The sequence below is a fragment of the Terrilactibacillus laevilacticus genome, assembly GCF_006517395.1.
Classification (GTDB): domain Bacteria; phylum Bacillota; class Bacilli; order Bacillales; family Sporolactobacillaceae; genus Terrilactibacillus; species Terrilactibacillus laevilacticus.
Window position 1 is genome coordinate 37,132 of the sequence record NZ_VDCY01000018.1, and the last position, 17,965, is coordinate 55,096.

15 protein-coding genes and 1 rRNA gene are annotated in these 17,965 nt (G+C 38.3%); all 16 read left to right on the plus strand.

What is annotated here, in order from left to right; all coding sequences use genetic code 11:
- Positions 1 to 234: 234 nt before the first annotated feature.
- Complete coding sequence (gene spoIIE / locus FG390_RS14160; protein ID WP_258311683.1) at positions 235 to 2,721, plus strand: stage II sporulation protein E; 2,487 nt, start codon at positions 235 to 237, stop codon at positions 2,719 to 2,721.
- 75 nt (positions 2,722 to 2,796) lie between these two features.
- Positions 2,797 to 3,534, plus strand: a complete 738-nt coding sequence (locus tag FG390_RS14165) for a VWA domain-containing protein (protein ID WP_141191689.1) — start codon at positions 2,797 to 2,799, stop codon at positions 3,532 to 3,534.
- The gene (gene prkT / locus FG390_RS14170; RefSeq protein ID WP_258311684.1) at positions 3,497 to 4,468 is read left to right on the plus strand and encodes a serine/threonine protein kinase PrkT; all 972 of its coding nucleotides are present in this window, start codon (positions 3,497 to 3,499) and stop codon (positions 4,466 to 4,468) included. The genes FG390_RS14165 and prkT overlap by 38 nt, the downstream gene beginning before the upstream one ends.
- 270 nt (positions 4,469 to 4,738) lie before the next feature.
- Positions 4,739 to 6,160, plus strand: coding sequence for a tRNA lysidine(34) synthetase TilS (gene tilS, locus FG390_RS14175; RefSeq protein ID WP_141191690.1), 1,422 nt, complete (start codon positions 4,739 to 4,741; stop codon positions 6,158 to 6,160).
- Complete coding sequence (hpt, locus tag FG390_RS14180) at positions 6,157 to 6,693, plus strand: hypoxanthine phosphoribosyltransferase (RefSeq protein ID WP_141191691.1); 537 nt, start codon at positions 6,157 to 6,159, stop codon at positions 6,691 to 6,693. The genes tilS and hpt overlap by 4 nt, the downstream gene beginning before the upstream one ends.
- A 74-nt stretch (positions 6,694 to 6,767) precedes the next feature.
- Positions 6,768 to 8,696, plus strand: coding sequence for an ATP-dependent zinc metalloprotease FtsH (ftsH, locus tag FG390_RS14185; RefSeq protein WP_141191692.1), 1,929 nt, complete (start codon positions 6,768 to 6,770; stop codon positions 8,694 to 8,696).
- A 154-nt stretch (positions 8,697 to 8,850) separates the two neighbouring features.
- Positions 8,851 to 9,618 carry a type III pantothenate kinase gene (locus FG390_RS14190; protein WP_181406508.1) on the plus strand — a complete coding sequence of 256 codons (768 nt, stop codon included), beginning with the start codon at positions 8,851 to 8,853 and terminating at the stop codon, positions 9,616 to 9,618.
- Between the two features lie 66 nt (positions 9,619 to 9,684).
- Positions 9,685 to 10,554 (plus strand): Hsp33 family molecular chaperone HslO, encoded by an 870-nt coding sequence (hslO, locus tag FG390_RS14195; RefSeq protein ID WP_141191694.1) that lies wholly within the window; start codon positions 9,685 to 9,687, stop codon positions 10,552 to 10,554.
- Between the two features lie 256 nt (positions 10,555 to 10,810).
- Positions 10,811 to 11,731, plus strand: a complete 921-nt coding sequence (cysK, locus tag FG390_RS14200) for a cysteine synthase A (RefSeq protein WP_141191695.1) — start codon at positions 10,811 to 10,813, stop codon at positions 11,729 to 11,731.
- Between the two features lie 650 nt (positions 11,732 to 12,381).
- Positions 12,382 to 13,248 (plus strand): dihydropteroate synthase, encoded by an 867-nt coding sequence (folP, locus tag FG390_RS14205; protein WP_141191696.1) that lies wholly within the window; start codon positions 12,382 to 12,384, stop codon positions 13,246 to 13,248.
- Positions 13,229 to 13,591, plus strand: coding sequence for a dihydroneopterin aldolase (gene folB, locus FG390_RS14210; RefSeq protein WP_141191705.1), 363 nt, complete (start codon positions 13,229 to 13,231; stop codon positions 13,589 to 13,591). The genes folP and folB overlap by 20 nt, the downstream gene beginning before the upstream one ends.
- Position 13,592: 1 nt before the next feature.
- Complete coding sequence (folK, locus tag FG390_RS14215) at positions 13,593 to 14,123, plus strand: 2-amino-4-hydroxy-6-hydroxymethyldihydropteridine diphosphokinase (RefSeq protein WP_141191697.1); 531 nt, start codon at positions 13,593 to 13,595, stop codon at positions 14,121 to 14,123.
- Positions 14,075 to 14,281, plus strand: coding sequence for a helix-turn-helix domain-containing protein (locus FG390_RS14220; RefSeq protein WP_141191698.1), 207 nt, complete (start codon positions 14,075 to 14,077; stop codon positions 14,279 to 14,281). The genes folK and FG390_RS14220 overlap by 49 nt, the downstream gene beginning before the upstream one ends.
- A 39-nt stretch (positions 14,282 to 14,320) precedes the next feature.
- On the plus strand, positions 14,321 to 15,304 hold the full coding sequence (gene dusB / locus FG390_RS14225; protein ID WP_141191699.1) for a tRNA dihydrouridine synthase DusB: 984 nt from the start codon (positions 14,321 to 14,323) through the stop codon (positions 15,302 to 15,304).
- A gap of 365 nt (positions 15,305 to 15,669) precedes the next feature.
- Positions 15,670 to 17,166 carry a lysine--tRNA ligase gene (lysS, locus tag FG390_RS14230; protein ID WP_141191700.1) on the plus strand — a complete coding sequence of 499 codons (1,497 nt, stop codon included), beginning with the start codon at positions 15,670 to 15,672 and terminating at the stop codon, positions 17,164 to 17,166.
- Positions 17,167 to 17,783: 617 nt separating this feature from the next.
- A 16S ribosomal RNA gene (locus FG390_RS14235) occupies positions 17,784 to 17,965 on the plus strand; the annotation flags it as partial.

Sequence of the window (17,965 nt, forward strand, 5' to 3'; positions counted from 1 at the left end):
GTGTTTTTTTATGCTTAAAGAGGCTGAAATTTATAGGTTGTTTTTTTAGGCTGCCCGCAAACATTGTTGTTTTTGGCTATTAAAGCTTCATGTAGATGAATCATCAATTTATGACAAAGTGCTGAGAAAGGCGTCGAAGACTTTTTTTAATCTTCTCTAATGTTTTGACAAATTATGAAGGTCTCATGTGTTTAAATAGAACATACCAATAATACATTAGGGGTGGTGAAAGGGTTGACTCAACGATTTGAAAGTGTAAATCAAGCTGGACTTGTAGCAATCTCTCCAAGTGTTGAGCAAGATTACCGGTTCTTTGATCGTATTTTTCGCAACCTAAAAACTCGGCTAGAAAGATTATTTTTCAGTAGTGAAACAGGATGTCTTATTGTTGGCTTCTTATTAGGACGAGCCTTAATTTTATCAAGCATGTCTCCTTTTATTATTCCATTCTTCGCAACGATGTTTGCTCTGAAGAAAAAAAAGCGAGGCCTCGCCTTTCTAAGTTTGTTTGTAGGAGCATCGTCCGTCTCTATTTCTCACGGTTCCTTTGCCTTATTTGCCATGTTGTGTTTCATGGCTATTCGATGGTTAACAAGTCGATGGACGAAAGATCAATTCATTAATACATTACCGTACCTTGTTTTTAGCTCGTCTTTTGTTTCTCGTTCTTCCATTAGTTATATAACCGATAGGCAATGGTTATGGTCAAATGAAATGTTAGCTCTGACTGAAGCTAGTTTGTCTTTCTTGTTAACTCTGATATTCCTGCAGAGCGTTCCCTTATTATCCGTAAATTTGAGAAAGCATGTGCTTAAGAATGAAGAAATTATATGTTTTGTCATTATGCTGGCTTCAGTACTTACAGGAACGATCGGGTGGCAATTTTATGGATTTTCGATGGAGCATATTTTGTCTCGTTATGTTGTTTTATTATTTGGTTATGTTGGAGGGGCCGCCATTGGTTCAACGGTTGGGGTCGTCATAGGCTTGATCTTAAGCTTAGCTAATGTGACAAGCTTATACCAGATGAGCTTACTCGCATTTTCTGGACTCTTAGGCGGTCTACTACGGGAAGGAAAAAAGATAGGGGTTTCGATTGGTTTAATGATTGGAACGCTGCTCATTGGACTTTATGGTGGTGGTTATGAACATCTCCTTGGCACAGCTGGGGATTCTCTGGTAGCCATTCTCTTGTTTCTGCTAACACCAAGATCGGTGACAAGAAAGCTGGCCACTTATATTCCAGGGACGAAGGAATACTCAGCAGAACAACAACAATACGTGAAGCGATTACGAGATGTTACGGCTGATCGGGTTGCTCAATTTTCTAGCCTCTTTCAAACTTTATCAAATAGTTTTCAGGGACATGATGAGGAGGAATCTGATCATGAAGTGGACGTTTTCCTCAGTAATGTGACTGAAAAAACATGTCAGACTTGTTTTTTAAAAGAAGCTTGTTGGGCGAGAAAGTTCGATCAAACCTATGATTTAATGACAAGAATAATGGAGGAAACGGGAGACAAACCGACATTAACAAATTCTAAATTAAAAAGGGAGTGGCAGCACCATTGTATAAAACCAGAAAAAGTGGTGAAAGCCATTCACGAACAACAGTTGTTTTATCATGAACACGTCAAATTAAAGAAAAAAATGAAGGAAAGCCGCTTGCTTGTAGCAGAACAATTAAAAGGGGTCTCTCAGGTCATGGGAGATTTTGCAAAGGAGATTCAAAGAGAGAGAGATACCCATCAATTTCAAGAAGAACAAATTTTACTTAAGCTTCAAGATATCGGTTTTGATGTAGAAAATGTGGAAATTTACAGCCTTGATGAAGGGGCTGTTGACATAGAGATGACGTTGCCATCAAATTATTATGGTGAATGTGAAAAATTAATTGCGCCGATTCTTTCTGATGTACTCGGAGAAAACATCATTGTTGAAAGGGAGTGTAAATCTGATTTTCCAAGGGTTCAATGTAAAGTGGCGTTTGGTTCAGCTAAAAAATATACGATAGAAACAGGCGTCGCTCATACAGCTAAAGGCGGGGGTTATGTTTCAGGTGACAACTACACGACATTTGGATTAGGAGCTGGTAAATATGCCATTGCGATTAGTGACGGTATGGGAAATGGTGAACGTGCCTCAAGTGAGAGTCATGAAACATTAAAATTGTTATCAAAAGTGCTTAAATCTGGCATCAATGAGACTGTAGCCATTAAATCCATTAATTCCATTCTATCATTACGATCAAATGAGGAAATCTTTTCAACCCTAGATCTTGCCATGATTGACCTGCAAGATGCTAAGGTAAAATTTCTTAAAATTGGTTCAAATCCAAGTTTTGTAAAACGAGGTGACCATATCACGATGATTGAAGCTGGTAACTTACCAATGGGAATGATAGAAAATGTTGAAATTGATGTAGCAAGTGAACAATTAAAAGCGGGTGATCTACTCGTTATGATGAGTGATGGCATTTTTGAAGCACCGAAGCATGTCGAGAACAAAGAAGCTTGGGTCAAGCGTAAAATTCGAGATATGCAAACGGATGACCCACAAGCCATAGCAGATCTTTTACTCGAAGAGGTCATTCGAGCAAACAGTGGCGAAATTGATGATGATATGACGATTGTCGTCTCAAAAATAAAGCATCATACACCAAAATGGTCAGCTATTTCAACCTATTCAATGGGTGAGGGAATTGATAGGAAAGCACAATAGTAGAGAACGAAGCGTATAATTATTTACCTCCTTGTCTAAGATGAAATTAAGAAGGCAAGAGAGGAGCGAGTAGCGTTGAATAAAGGGAAGATAAAGCAGATCTTGTTAATTACAGATGGATGCTCTAATCAAGGTGAGGATCCGGCTGCTATGGCAGCACTGGCAAAAGAGCATGGCATTGTTGTCAATGTCATTGGTGTAATGGAAAACTATGAAACTGATGATCATGGTATGAAAGAAATTGATAATATTGCTTCCGCAGGCGGTGGTGTGAGTCAAGTTGTGCAAACGAAACAATTATCTCAAACGGTCCAAATGGTGACGAGACAAGCTATGACACAAACTATTAAAGGGGTCGTCAATCAGGAACTTCAAGATATTTTAGGTGATTCAAAGTCAATGGAGGACCTTCCTCCTGAGAAACGTGGTCGCGTAATGGAAGTTGTCGATGATTTAGGTGAAACAGTGGATTTAGAGGTTTGTATTCTTGTAGACACGAGTGCAAGTATGAAAACAAAACTTCCAACTGTTAGGGAGGCCTTGCTTGATTTATCCCTTAGTTTAACTTCACGAATGGGTAAAAATCAATTTTGTCTTTACACATTTCCCGGGAAAAGGAAAGATACTTCTAAAATCATGTCATGGACGCCAAAAATAGACCATATTAGTCAAGTGTTTTCTAAACTAGCATCAGGTGGTGTAACACCAACAGGACCGGCTATACGCGATGTCATTAAAAGTTTTTCCACGAGCTCAAGAAGACATTTAATCTCTCATGATGATGAAGCCTATGATGATGGACCAAGATATTAAGCTTCATTCTGGTACACGAATCTATGGGAAATGGCATAAGAAAAACTACCAAATTATTAGACATTTAGGCAGTGGTGCACAAGGAACAGTTTATTTAGCCCATTCAAATCAAGGCGAAGTGGCTATTAAGTTTGGTAAAGACCCCTCATCATTGATTTCTGAAGTCAACATTTTAAAACGTTTCGTAGCGCTCCAAGGTGATCCCCTGGGGCCTTATTTGTATGATGTGGATGATTGGGTCACTAATAAGGGAACAATTAACTTCTATGTCATGGAATGCATTAAAGGTGTAACTTTAGACGATAGCATAAGGCATAAAGGATTTGAGTGGACATGTGTATTTATATTACAACTTTTAAAGGATTTATCGAGATTACATGAATTAGGGTTTGTGTTTGGTGATTTAAAACCTGAAAATCTCATGATAACAGAATCAAATTATCGAATAAGGTGTCTAGATTTTGGTGGTACCACGCAAATCGGCCGCTCAATTAAAGAATATACCGAGTTTTTTGATCGAGGGTATTGGGGAATGGGGATAAGAAAAGCGGAACCAAGTTATGACTTGTTTGCCGTTATGATGATTTTTATCTATGCAGCTGAAAAAAGAAGATTTAATAAAACGGAGCATCCGCGTGATGAATTGATAAAAAAAATAAAAACAAATCCTAAATTAAAACCATTTGAAAAAATATTATTGAAAGCATTAGGAGGACAGTTTCATCATGCAAATGACATGCGACAGGCATTTTTATATAAAATGAATGAAACCAATAGGATCGACAGTCGTATTACAAGAAGGAGGACTGCTTCGTCTCCATCTAAAAAACGTTACCAAAAGAAAAAATCAGTAAGTGGTTGGATTGGAGCCAGTGTTTGGGCAGTCGTGATTATTACATTATACGTCATGTACACGGTCCTCTATGTGATGTAGTGGGAGGGGTTCTTTATTCCCCACTGGAAGTTTCGCTTTATTATTTGACAGGATGCGTGTCCTTTTTTACACTTTAGAAGCAAGATACCTCATTACCAGAGGACATTTTGTGATTAAGAGGAAGAAAACGGGTAAAAGAAGAATACTAAAAGAGTAACTTGCCATTAAACTGTAGGCTCCTTAAGACTATTTAATGACTTGTCTTTTACAAAAGTTTTTGGATTAAGAGGAGAAACTTTTTATTGAAAGGGTAAGAAAGGAAAGAGAGACTTGCAGTCATTTGTTAAACAATTCATTAAACAACATGATCTCTTGCAGCCTAATACAACGATCATTGTCGGTGTGTCAGGTGGACCCGATTCAATGGCTCTCTTACATTATCTCCACAGTATTCGAAAAGAGTGGAATTTAAAGCTCATAGCCTGTTCTGTGGATCATATGCTACGAGGTGATGCATCACAGGGCGATATGAAATATGTCGAATCATATTGTAAAGAAATGGACATATTATTTTATGGAAAACGTATGGATGTATTAGCCTATAAAAATGCGCATCATCTAAGTGTTGAGGTTGCAGCAAGAGAATGTCGATATCATGTGTTTAAGGAAGTGATGAAAAACCATCAAGCAAATTGCCTTGCACTCGCCCACCATGGTGACGACCAAGTAGAGACGATGCTCATGAGACAAGTCCGAGGAAGCTTCGGTGTCTCTCTTGCAGGCATACCTGTTAAACGACCTTTTGCTACAGGCCATATTATCAGACCTTTTTTATGTGTGACAAAGCGTCATTTAGAACAGTATTGTAAGGAGAATGGCATCTCGCCAAGATATGACAATAGCAACATGTCTTCTGACTATGTTCGCAACCGTTTTAGGCATGTCATCTTACCATTTCTAAAAAAGGAAAATCCAAAGGTACACGTTCGTTATCAATATATGAGCGAGCGGATGACTGAAGATCAAAGATATCTTGACCAACTTGCTAAAGAACATGTAGATCGTGTGATATTAAATGAATCGGAACAAGGGTTGCGGATTGATATTGGTTCTTTTTTAAAGATCCCTCTACCTTTACAAAGAAGAGTAATTCATCTAATATTAAACTATCTTTATTCTAACAAAGGCCTGTCGTCACTGCATCATTCTATACATATCGAAGCATTGCTTCAGTTACTTCAAACAGATCATCCATCAAGTGAGGAACACCTGCCGAATGGTCTTGTTGTAAAACGTTCTTACAATACCTGCGTATTTACATTCAATATTGAAAGTGACTCAATAAATGCTTATCAAAGCATCCTGTCTATACCTGGGACTACAAAATGTCCTACAGGTAGTTTTACAGTCGAATTGGCCGATGTTTATCACTCCACTTCGAATACATCGAACACTTTTTATTTAAGAATGGCAGATATTAGTGAGCCCCTAAAAGTTCGGACCCGATCTCAAGGAGATCGAATAAGTCCAAAAGGAATGTCAGGAACGCAAAAGTTAAAAAGCATTTTTATTAACGAGAAAATTGAGCGTAAGGAACGTGAAATATGGCCGATTTTGGTCGATGCGAATGAGAGTGTTTTATGGTTACCTTTACTCAGACAGAGACACTATAAACCCAGAGGTCAAGAAAAAAGTGCCTTTATAAAAATAACGTTTTTACCGACAGTTAAGCTTGGGAGGAAAACAGAATGAAGGAAGATTTACAGGAGATACTTTTTACAGAGGAGGCACTTCAAGAAAAAATAAAAGAACTTGGAAAGAAGCTTTCTGATGAATATGATAATCGATTTCCATTGGTAGTAGGGGTTTTAAAAGGGGCTCTGCCTTTTATGGCGGATCTCATTAAACGTATAGATGTCCATTTGGAATTGGATTTTATGGACGTATCAAGTTATGGTGATTCTACTGTATCTTCAGGTGAAGTAAAAATAATCAAAGATTTGGATTCTTCAGTTGAAGGACGTGATATTCTTATATTAGAAGATATTATTGACAGTGGTTTAACACTAAGTTATCTTGTTGACCTTTTTAAAACAAGAAAGGCAAAGTCCATTAAGATCGTGACTTTGCTCGATAAACCTTCAGGAAGAAAGGTTGATATTGTCCCTGATTTAACAGGTTTCACTGTTCCAGATGCTTTCTTGGTTGGATATGGGTTAGACTATGCTGAAAAATACCGCAATCTGCCGTATATCGGGATATTAAAACCCGAAATATACAAGTAGAGTGTGTGGCTTGTGAGGGTAATACCATTATGTTACTATTAAATATGGCTTTTTATTGCGGGAGGAGGTAAGGGATGAATCGAATATTTCGAAACACCATTATATATGTTTTTATCTTTTTAGTGATTATTGGAATTGTGAGCTTTTTGACAAGATCCAATCAAGATGTTAAATCATTAAGCTATACAGACTTCCAACAACACTTAACGCAGGGTGATGTAAAAGATCTGAGTCTACAACCAGAAGGTGTGGTCTATCTAGCTACTGGTAAGTTAACAGATGAAAAGAATACAACATTTAAAACGTATGTTCCATCCACTGAAAAAGCACTTAACCAAATTACATTTGCTACAAATAATCAACCAGATGTATTAATTAAACCTCAAGAAAGAACAAGTGGTTGGATTCAATTTCTTACAACAATCATTCCTTTTGTCATTATTTTCTTCTTAATATTCTTCTTGCTAAATCAAGCTCAAGGCGGCGGTGGCCGTGTCATGAACTTTGGTAAAAGTAAAGCAAAACTTTATTCTGAAGAAAAGAAAAAGGTGACCTTTAAGGATGTTGCGGGTGCAGATGAAGAAAAGCAAGAACTCGTTGAAATTGTCGATTTCTTAAAAGACCCAAGAAAATTTGCTGCTCTTGGTGCAAGAATACCAAAAGGGGTCTTGCTAGTTGGGCCTCCAGGTACAGGTAAAACATTACTTGCTAGAGCCGTTGCAGGTGAAGCAGGCGTTCCTTTCTTCTCGATTAGTGGTTCTGACTTTGTCGAAATGTTTGTCGGTGTCGGTGCCTCTCGTGTACGTGATCTTTTTGACAATGCTAAGAAAAACTCACCTTGTATCATTTTTATTGATGAAATTGATGCGGTAGGTCGTCAACGTGGAGCTGGTCTTGGCGGGGGTCATGATGAACGCGAACAAACATTGAACCAACTCCTTGTTGAAATGGATGGTTTTGGCGCCAATGAAGGCATCATTATTATCGCTGCTACAAACAGACCTGATATATTAGATCCGGCTCTTCTTCGACCAGGTCGTTTTGATAGACAAATTCCTGTAGGACGCCCTGACTTGAAAGGGAGAGAAGCTGTTCTCCGTGTTCATGCACGTAATAAACCATTAGACAAGAAAATTGATTTAAAAACGGTTGCAAAATTAACACCTGGATTCTCAGGTGCAGATCTCGAGAACCTATTAAACGAAGCGGCTCTCGTTGCGGCTAGATCCGATAAAAAGCAAATTGAAATGGAAGACATTGATGAAGCAGTTGAGAGAGTCATTGCAGGTCCTGCTAAGAAATCACGTGTCATTTCGGAAAAAGAACGAAACATTGTTGCTTATCATGAATCAGGCCATACGATTATTGGTTTGAACTTGGACAGTGCTGCAACGGTCCATAAAGTAACTGTTGTTCCTAGAGGTCAAGCAGGTGGATATGCGGTATCTCTACCAAAAGAAGATCGTTATTTCATGACGAAACCAGAACTTTTAGAACAAATTATTGGTTTACTTGGTGGTCGTGTCGCCGAAGAAATTACATTTGGCGAAGTAAGTACTGGGGCAAGCAATGATTTCCAAAGAGCAACGGGTATTGCAAGACGCATGGTCACAGAATTTGGAATGAGTGACAAACTAGGTCCAATGCAATTTGGTCATACTCAAAGTGGTCAGGTCTTCTTAGGACGTGATTTCCAAAATGAACCTAACTATAGCGATACCATTGCTTACGAAATCGATACTGAAGTACAGCGCATCATCAAAGAGTGTTATGAACGCTGTAGAGAGATCCTCAAAAAAGATCAAGATAAACTAGAATTGATTGCAAAAACACTGTTAGACGTTGAAACACTTGAAGCAGATCAAATTAAAGCATTGTATGAAACAGGTAAATTAATCGAAGCCAATCATAATCGCTATGCTTCAGAAGACGATGTGACAGTTAATATACAATCGAAGCCAGAAGTCGATGAATTAAAAAAACCTGATGATAAAGATCTATAAAATAAAAAAAAGAGAATCATTTTGATTTGAAGTGTCAATCTCGTGAAGGTGTCTCCTTAAGGAGGCATCTTTCTTTTTTTTATAAAGTGAAATCGGTATGATAATGTTACGCGAGAAAACTTACTGATAAATTAATAACAGATTGGTGATTATGATGATTTTTGTTTGTGATGTTGGAAACACCAATATGGTATTTGGTGTATACAATGAAGATAAATTAATTGAACATTGGCGTATCTCTACAAGTCGCGATAAAACGGAAGATGAATTCGCGATGGTCATTAAAGACTTATTTAATCATGTCGGTCTAAAATTTTCAGATTTTACGGCCATGATTATTTCCTCTGTTGTTCCTTCAATCATGTTCTCATTGGAGAGAATGTGTGATAAGTATTTTCACGTGAAACCACTCATTGTCGGACCTGGAATTAAAACGGGTTTGAACTTAAAATATGATAATCCTAGAGAACTTGGCGCTGATCGCATTGTAAATGCTGTAGCAGCCATACACCATTATTCTTTGCCCCTTATTGTCATTGACTTTGGTACTGCGACGACTTTTTGTTACATCAATGAAAAAGGGCATTATATGGGTGGGGCCATTGCACCAGGTATTAATATCTCAACGGAAGCTTTGTATGAAAAAGCCTCCAAACTTCCGCGAATTGAAATTGTGAAACCTCCTCATATTGTTGGGAAAAATTCAATTCATGCCATGCAATCAGGGATTTTATATGGTTACGTCGGACAGGTTGAGGGAATTGTTTTAAGAATGAAGAAACAATCAATGGAAGAAGCTACAGTTGTGGGAACGGGTGGATTATGTTCATTAATCGCAAGTGAAACAGATGTTATTGATTATATTGATCCCTTTCTAACGTTGAAAGGGTTGTATTTAATCTATAAACGAAATCAAAAATAAAAACAAAAATTAATTTTTCAATTGGCCACAATACAAAGGTAAGTGTCCGTGTAAGGAGGAGTTTTAGTGAGTGATTATTTAATTAAGGCAACAGCTTATGACAATGCAATTAGAGTATTAACCATTGACTCGACAGAAACCGTGTCAGAAGCCCAAAAGAGGCATAACACATGGCCGACTGCATCAGCTGCTCTTGGCAGGACAATGACAGCTGGGGCCATGATGGGAGCCCAGTTTAAAGGGAATGAAAAACTTACCATCACCATTGAAGGCGGTGGTCCTATTGGTGTCATTATCGTTGATGCGAATGCTAAAGGTGAAGTCAGAGGATATGTAACCAATCCGCAAGTTCACTTTGATCTAAATAAATTTGGGAAACTAGACGTGGCAAGGGCTGTGGGGACGAATGGATTTCTCAGTGTCGTAAAAGATCTAGGTCTTAGAGATAACTTTACAGGACGGGTAGCTCTAGTGTCTGGTGAGATTGGTGATGACTTTACGTATTATTTTGCAAGATCGGAACAGATCCCTTCAGCGGTAGGTGTCGGTGTGCTTGTCAATCCAGACAATTCAATCAAGGCGTCTGGGGGATTCATTATTCAAGTTATGCCAGATGCACCTGATGACATCATTTCTAAAGTTGAAAAAAGGTTAAGTGAAATACCACCAATATCCAAGCTTATTGAAGCAGGTCATAAACCTGAAGACCTCCTTCTGACAATCTTTGGTGAAGGAAATTATAAAATTCTAGAAAAAATGCCTGTTCATTTTAAATGTCAGTGCTCTCATGAAAAAATAGCGAATGCGATTAGTAGTCTTGGTAACGAAGAAATACAAGCCATGATTGATGAGGACCATGGCGCTGAAGCCGATTGCCATTTTTGCCGTGAGACGTACCATTTCTCGGAGGACGACTTAAGAGCTTTAATGAAATAGTGTATTTGAAGACACTAATAAGTTGAAACACTCTGTAAAGATGGCATGCTCAGGATGATTGAAAGGATTGTACGCTTTGCCATGAGATAGAAGCAAGCCGTATCAATAACTCGTCTAGATTTAAAATAAATACTTGATTATTTTTTGAATATAATAGAATATTTTTAATCTCAAACCATTGACATTGTAAACCAATGTGATAACATAGACTTAAATTCCTACATGAATACTATGCTTTACCATCGGAGGGGTAAAAATGACAATCGCAAACTCAATCACTGAACTAATTGGACAAACACCTGTCGTTAAACTTGGACGGTTAACAGGTGAGAATGATGCAGAATTGTATGCAAAATTAGAGTTCTTTAATCCTGGCAGCAGCGTAAAAGACCGTATTGCAAATGCTATGATTGAAGCAGCTGAAAAAGAAGGAAAACTTAAACCTGGTGATACGATTATTGAACCAACAAGTGGAAATACTGGTGTCGGGTTGGCACTTGTATCAGCAGCAAAAGGATACAAAGCGATCCTTGTTATGCCAGATACAATGAGCGTTGAAAGAAGAAAACTATTTAAAGCATATGGAGCAGATCTCGTCTTAACACCGGGTTCGGCTGGTATGAACGGAGCTATTGCTAAGGCAGAGGAACTTAGTAAGGAGCACGGTTATTTCTTACCTCAACAATTTAAAAACAAAGCGAACCCAGAAGTTCACTATAATACGACAGGTAAAGAGCTTGTTGAACAGTTCGATCAACTTGATGCGTTTATCGCTGGTGTTGGAACAGGTGGAACGGTATCTGGTACAGGACGCAGATTGAAAGAACATTTCTCAGATATAAAAGTCTATGCTGTTGAGCCTGAAACTTCGGCGGTTCTCTCAGGAGAGAAAAGCGGCCCTCACAAAATCCAAGGAATCGGACCTGGCTTTATTCCAGATACATTAGATACAGATGTTTATGATGATATCATTAAAATCTCTAACGAAGATGCTTTCAAATATGCTCGTTTAGTCGGAATTAAAGAAGGCATTCTATCTGGTATATCAGGTGGAGCGGCTATTGCTGCTGGTGTACAAGTTGCCAAAGAACTTGGTAAAGGTAAAAAAGTGGTCGTTGTTGTTCCTGACAATGGAGAACGTTACTTAAGTACCCCACTTTATCAAACAGAAGAATAAGATAATCAAAATATATGAACTTAATTAGTGACCATACGAAGAAATCGAAAAGATCCTTCGTGTGGTCTTTTTGTTACACAAATTTGAAAGTATAAAAAGAAACATAGTCATAAGTCATATCATCTCGAATAAACGAGTATGATTTTCGCTTTTACTAAAAGGGACTTGTTTAGAGGTTAAGTTTTCTTGACTCTAAATCTGACATGTTGCTCAAGTGAGAACTTTTTACCCCGCCTTAACGGAGAGTATTGACCCCCACCTCAAGATTCCGAGTATTCAAGGAAGATAGGTGGGGTGATCAACTGCCCGTAATGGTCCGATTGGTTCAGGCTTACCATCAGTGGGGATGACGCAGGCTAAAAACCAGGCGGCCTGTCGCAACGCCTGTACTAGCACATCCTGTACGTCGAAAAACCCCCTCTGATGTTTATCCGCTGCGAGTTGATCTATTTTCTTTTACTCTAAAGATCCATACAAAAGTTAACGTCACCGTGTGCTTCATGTTATACTAACGTTATTGTCATTAACATTTGATGTTCAAATATGTGATTTCTGATATATTAGGTCTTTTTTTTATACTTTATTTACTTTCGAAATTAGATTTGAACCTCTCTGATAGATTGATTCTTTTCAAGGTGGTGTTTGTATAGATGACATATGAAAATATTTCTCCATACCATGTTCTTAAATTAAAGAATAAAGAATTAGATTATCGAAATAAGACGTTGATTATGGGTATTTTGAATGTCACGCCGGATTCTTTTTCTGATGGTGGTCACTTTGATAAAGTTGGGCGTGCAGTTAAGCATGCGCTTGAACTTGTTCGTGATGGGGCTGATATCATTGATATAGGCGGTGAATCTACACGTCCTGGTTATACACCTGTCTCTGTAGATGAAGAAATTAGTCGAGTGGTTCCCATCATTAAAGCCATAAGAGAGTATACAGACGTTCCAATATCTATTGACACGTATAAAGCAGAGACAGCTAAACAAGCGATCGAAGCAGGTGCTGATATTATTAATGATATTTGGGGAGCCAAAAAAGATCCTCAAATGGCACACATCTCAAGTCAATATCAAGTACCTATTATTTTGATGCATAATCGAGATAACCGTCATTATAAAAATTTAATTGAAGATATGAAAAGTGATTTGAAAGAAAGCATCGAGCTTGTATTAGACGCTGGTTTATCACCTGATAAAATTATTTTGGATCCAGGGATTGGATTTGCTAAGGATTATGAACAAAACCTTCTTGTTATGAATCATCTGGATGCTTTTCATGAATTAGGTTATCCACTATTACTCGGGACTTCACGTAAAGGTTTTATTGGAAAGACACTGGATTTGACTGTTGATAAACGAGTAGAGGGAACGGGTGCTACAGTGTGTTTAGGGATTATGAAAGGCTATCAATTGATGAGAGTTCATGATGTGTTATCCATGTCACGAATGGCAAAGATGATGGATGCTATGTTGAAAGCGAGTGAGAAAGATCGACAAGATATACATTAATCAGATGACCTTTTACGGTTATCATGGGGTTTTGCCAGAAGAAAACAAACTAGGTCAACGTTTTATTGTAGATTTAGAGTTACTCTTAGATCTAAAGCTAGCGGGAGATAACGATTGTCTTGAAGAAACCATTAATTACGCGGAAGTGTACGAATTAACAAAAGAAATTGTAGAGGGACCGAAATATCAACTGATTGAAAGTGTAGCGGAACGCCTTGCTTCACATCTTCTAGACCACTTTCCGAAACTTAAGGAATGCAGAGTAAAACTAATCAAACCAGATCCCCCAATTCCTGGTCATTACCAATCCGTTGCTGTAGAGATTATAAGGAGCAGAGCCTAAGATGACACAATCAATAGCCTACATAGGACTTGGCTCTAATATGGGTAACCGCATCGATTATTTGCAAAAAGCTTGTGTTTCTATGAATCAACTCTCAAATGTCAAAATCGTAAATTGTTCATCTATTTATGAAACAGCGCCCTATGGTCCTGTGAAGCAGGCCGATTTTCTAAATATGGTAGCGAAGATTGAAACGTCACTCTCTGCTATTGATCTTCTCCATCAGCTTCAACAGATTGAATTATCTTTAAACCGAAAAAGAGAGATACATTGGGGTCCTAGAACCATCGATCTTGACATTTTACTCTATAATCAAGAGAATATTGAAATGGAGGACTTAATCGTTCCCCATCCTGAGATTAGTAAACGTTTATTCGTTCTTGTTCCTTTATTAGATCTAGATCCAAATTTAACCATAACTAAAATAGATAGAACTGTTTCAGAGTTATATAAAGAAAGAAAAGAAGATGAGGGAGTGCGATTATGGAAACGGAACAATGGGGAAGGAGAATTCGGGCTTTTCGAAAATTGAAGGGCTATACGCAAGTTGATTTTGCTAAGGAGTTAGGCATATCTTTATCTATATTAGGCGAAATTGAAAGAGAGAGTCGAGTACCAAGTCAAGATTTAATTATGAAGGTATCGAAAAAACTTGATGTATCGATTGAGGAGTTAATGGAAATCAATTGAGTAAGTTTAGGATAAAAGCAATTTAGAAAGGTGATGAGCATGTTAAAAATTGGGCCCATTGAAATAAAAAATCAAGTTGTTTTGGCTCCAATGGCTGGTGTTTGTAATCCTGCTTTTCGATTGATTGCAAAAGAATTTGGTGCCGGTCTCGTCTGTGCTGAGATGGTGGCCGACCAAGGTATTATTCATCATAATGAAAAAACGCTGCAAATGCTCTATGTCGATGAACGTGAAAAACCTTTAAGCTTACAAATTTTTGGAGGTTCTAAAGAGACATTGGTTGCGGCAGCTCAATATGTTGATAAATACACCAATGCCGATATTATTGATATTAATATGGGCTGCCCTGTTCCGAAAATCACAAAGTGTGATGCAGGAGCAAGATGGTTATTAGAACCTGAAAAAATATATGAAATGGTTTCTGCAGTAGCTGATGCTGTAGAAAAGCCTGTGACTGTTAAAATGCGTATGGGATGGGATTCCGACCATATCTTTGCAGTCGAAAATGCACAGGCTGTCGAACAAGCTGGTGGTCAAGCCGTTGCTGTTCATGGACGGACTCGTGTCCAAATGTATGAAGGCGAGGCAAATTGGGATATCATTAGAAAAGTAAAAGAGTCGGTCAATATACCTGTGATCGGTAATGGCGATGTGAAAACACCCTATGATGCAAAACGAATGCTAGACACAACGGGCGTTGATGGAGTTATGATTGGTCGAGGGGCGCTCGGAAATCCATGGATGTTATATCGTACTGTTCAATATCTTGAAACAGGTGTGATATATGATGATCCTTCACCTAAAGAAAAAGTAGATGTTTGCTTGCTTCATTTTGAACGATTAGCGAAGTTGAAAGGTGAGTATATTGCAGTAAGAGAGATGCGCAAACATGCCGCGTGGTATTTGAAAGGCCTCCGGGGAGGAAATGATGTACGCAAGGAAATTAATCTATGCGAAACGGGCGATCAACTAAGAGAAATTCTTCAAGACTTTATACTTCAAGTTGAATCTGTTCACGCATAAGGGGCAAATTCTATTTGTAGTTTGCACTTAAAGAGGTTGCTTTAAAAAGTTACCAAATGATAGTACGAATCTCGGCGCCCTCTTGTTTTACCGGTCCTCACGTAGCGGAATAAGAGGATCTCTGGCTAAAATCGCTCACGTCCTGTGGCTGGCGCCAGAAAGCTACCACAACGTAAGGAATTCCTATGGAACTGCGCCGCGGCTTCTCCTCCGACGCCCAGAACGGGCGAGTCTGGCGTTCTGGCAGGATGCCAGCGTACTTAGTCAGTAACTCTTTTCATTTGGCACCTTTTTGAAAACGAACTTAACTTAAATAGATAGAACTTGAGAATGCGGATTTAAATTTTAAGGAGATGAACCGTGGGATGAGTCAAGAAATTGAAATGAATGACCAGCTATTAGCAAGAAGAGAAAAATTAAATGCGTTATATGAAAAAGGGATAAATCCGTTCGGAGGGAGATTCGAGCGCACACATTCTGCAACAGAGATGATGAAAGAGTTTGATTCATTTTCTAAAGAGGAACTAACTGAAAAAAACGCACCCGTATCAATAGCTGGAAGAATTATGACAAAAAGGGGTAAAGGTAAAGCTGGCTTCGCTCATATTCAAGATTTGACAGGTCAAATTCAAATTTATGTGCGTAAAGATGCTGTTGGAGAAGAACAATACGATGTATTTAAAACAATTGATATAGGTGATATTGTCAGTGTTAAAGGTATCGCTTTTAAAACAAATGTTGGCGAATTATCTGTTAAAGCCACAGAGTTTCACATTTTATCAAAAGCGATGCGTCCTTTGCCGGATAAATTCCATGGTCTTAAAGATGTGGAACAACGATATCGTCAACGTTATCTGGATCTCATTATGAATCCGGATGTTAAAACAACATTTGTGCAAAGAAGTCAAATTTTAAAATATACAAGAGAGTATCTTGACAACATTGGCTTTCTAGAAGTCGAAACACCAACCATGCACAGCATTCCTGGTGGAGCAGCCGCAAAACCCTTTATTACCCATCATAATGCCCTTGATATGCCTCTTTACATGCGTATTGCCATTGAATTGCATTTAAAACGATTAATCGTAGGCGGTCTCGAGAAAGTATATGAGATTGGACGTGTTTATCGTAATGAAGGGGTGTCCACACGTCATAATCCAGAGTTTACGATGCTTGAATTGTATGAGGCTTACAGAGATTTTCAAGATATTATGTCTCTTACAGAAAACTTGATTGCTCATGTAGCTAGAAAAGTTCTTGGAACAACGACGATTACTTATGGTGAACATACCATCAACTTAGAACCAGAGTGGAGACGTGCCCACATGGTGGATCTAATTAAAGAAGCCACGGGTGTTGATTTTTGGAAAGAAATGACGGACCAAGAAGCGCGTGATCTCGCACATGAACATGGTGTTGATGTAAAAGATTCTATGACATTTGGACATGTTGTTAATGAATTCTTTGAACAAAAACTTGAACATACACTCATTCAACCAACCTTTGTATATGGTCATCCCGTTGCTATTTCACCTCTTGCTAAGAAAAACGCTGAAGATCCGAGATTTACTGACCGTTTTGAATTATTTATTGTGGGTAGAGAACATGCGAATGCCTTTAGTGAGCTCAATGATCCAATAGATCAACGTGAACGCTTTGAAGCTCAAGTGAGAGAGAGAGCGGAAGGAAATGATGAAGCACATATGATGGATGAAGATTTCCTTGAGTCATTAGAATACGGAATGCCGCCAACTGGAGGATTAGGTATCGGCATGGACCGATTAATAATGTTATTGACTAATTCACCATCCATTCGCGATGTTTTATTATTCCCTCAAATGCGTCGTCGCGATGAAAAATAAGTTTTTATGAGAGGAGCTATTTGCTCCTCTTTTTATATATAAAAACATGACGGCTTGGAAAGTCTAAGACGTAGGCGTTTCTAACCCCTGTGTGGACGTCATATGGTACAAAACATAGAAGAGGCTTAAATCTTGCTATGTTTCTAGCATACGAAGTAAGCGTGTTTTAAAATAGTGACATTCCCAATCATATGAATATAGGATTGTTTTAGCTTTTGAAACTATTATTTTTTATCAACTTTGACTTGAAGTAGTCTAAATAATCTTTTATATTAGAAGGGTATTGATTTTTTAATCATGACCCTATATAATAAGTTAAGTCGTCAAGCAAACAACCTTTTAACTTAATAAACAAAAAAGTGTTTGACAAAATCTTTTAAATAAGATATACTAATCAAGTCGCATTGATAAGCGATTAAGAGATTGTTCTTTGAAAACTAAACAAAAGCCAAGCGTAATATCAAACGGGTAACACCGATTGATTTCTTTGAAAAAAGAGCGATGGATCAAACGAAACGATTTAATGATTTGTTCATTATAAATGAGCTAAAGCAGGTTATGGATCGCCGGTTGAGAACGTCACGTCCTGTGACAACACCGGCGCTCGTACATCCTGTACTTCGGAGAGTTTGATCCTGGCTCAGGACGAACGCTGGCGGCGTGCCTAATACATGCAAGTCGAGCGCAGGAAGCAAAACAATCCTTCGGGTGCATTTTGTGGAATGAGCGGCGGACGGGTGAGTAACACGTGGGCAACCTGCCTGTAAGACGGGGATAACTTCGGGAAACCGGGGCTAAT

Coding starts and splice junctions, on each gene's coding strand:
- lysS (WP_141191700.1), top strand. CDS start 15,670: ATGAGTCAAGAAATTGAAATGAATGACCAGCTATTAGCAAGAAGAGAA.
- prkT (WP_258311684.1), top strand. CDS start 3,497: ATGATGATGAAGCCTATGATGATGGACCAAGATATTAAGCTTCATTCT.
- folK (WP_141191697.1), top strand. CDS start 13,593: ATGACACAATCAATAGCCTACATAGGACTTGGCTCTAATATGGGTAAC.
- ftsH (WP_141191692.1), top strand. CDS start 6,768: ATGAATCGAATATTTCGAAACACCATTATATATGTTTTTATCTTTTTA.
- folP (WP_141191696.1), top strand. CDS start 12,382: ATGACATATGAAAATATTTCTCCATACCATGTTCTTAAATTAAAGAAT.
- dusB (WP_141191699.1), top strand. CDS start 14,321: ATGTTAAAAATTGGGCCCATTGAAATAAAAAATCAAGTTGTTTTGGCT.
- hpt (WP_141191691.1), top strand. CDS start 6,157: ATGAAGGAAGATTTACAGGAGATACTTTTTACAGAGGAGGCACTTCAA.
- cysK (WP_141191695.1), top strand. CDS start 10,811: ATGACAATCGCAAACTCAATCACTGAACTAATTGGACAAACACCTGTC.
- FG390_RS14220 (WP_141191698.1), top strand. CDS start 14,075: ATGGAAACGGAACAATGGGGAAGGAGAATTCGGGCTTTTCGAAAATTG.
- FG390_RS14190 (WP_181406508.1), top strand. CDS start 8,851: ATGATTTTTGTTTGTGATGTTGGAAACACCAATATGGTATTTGGTGTA.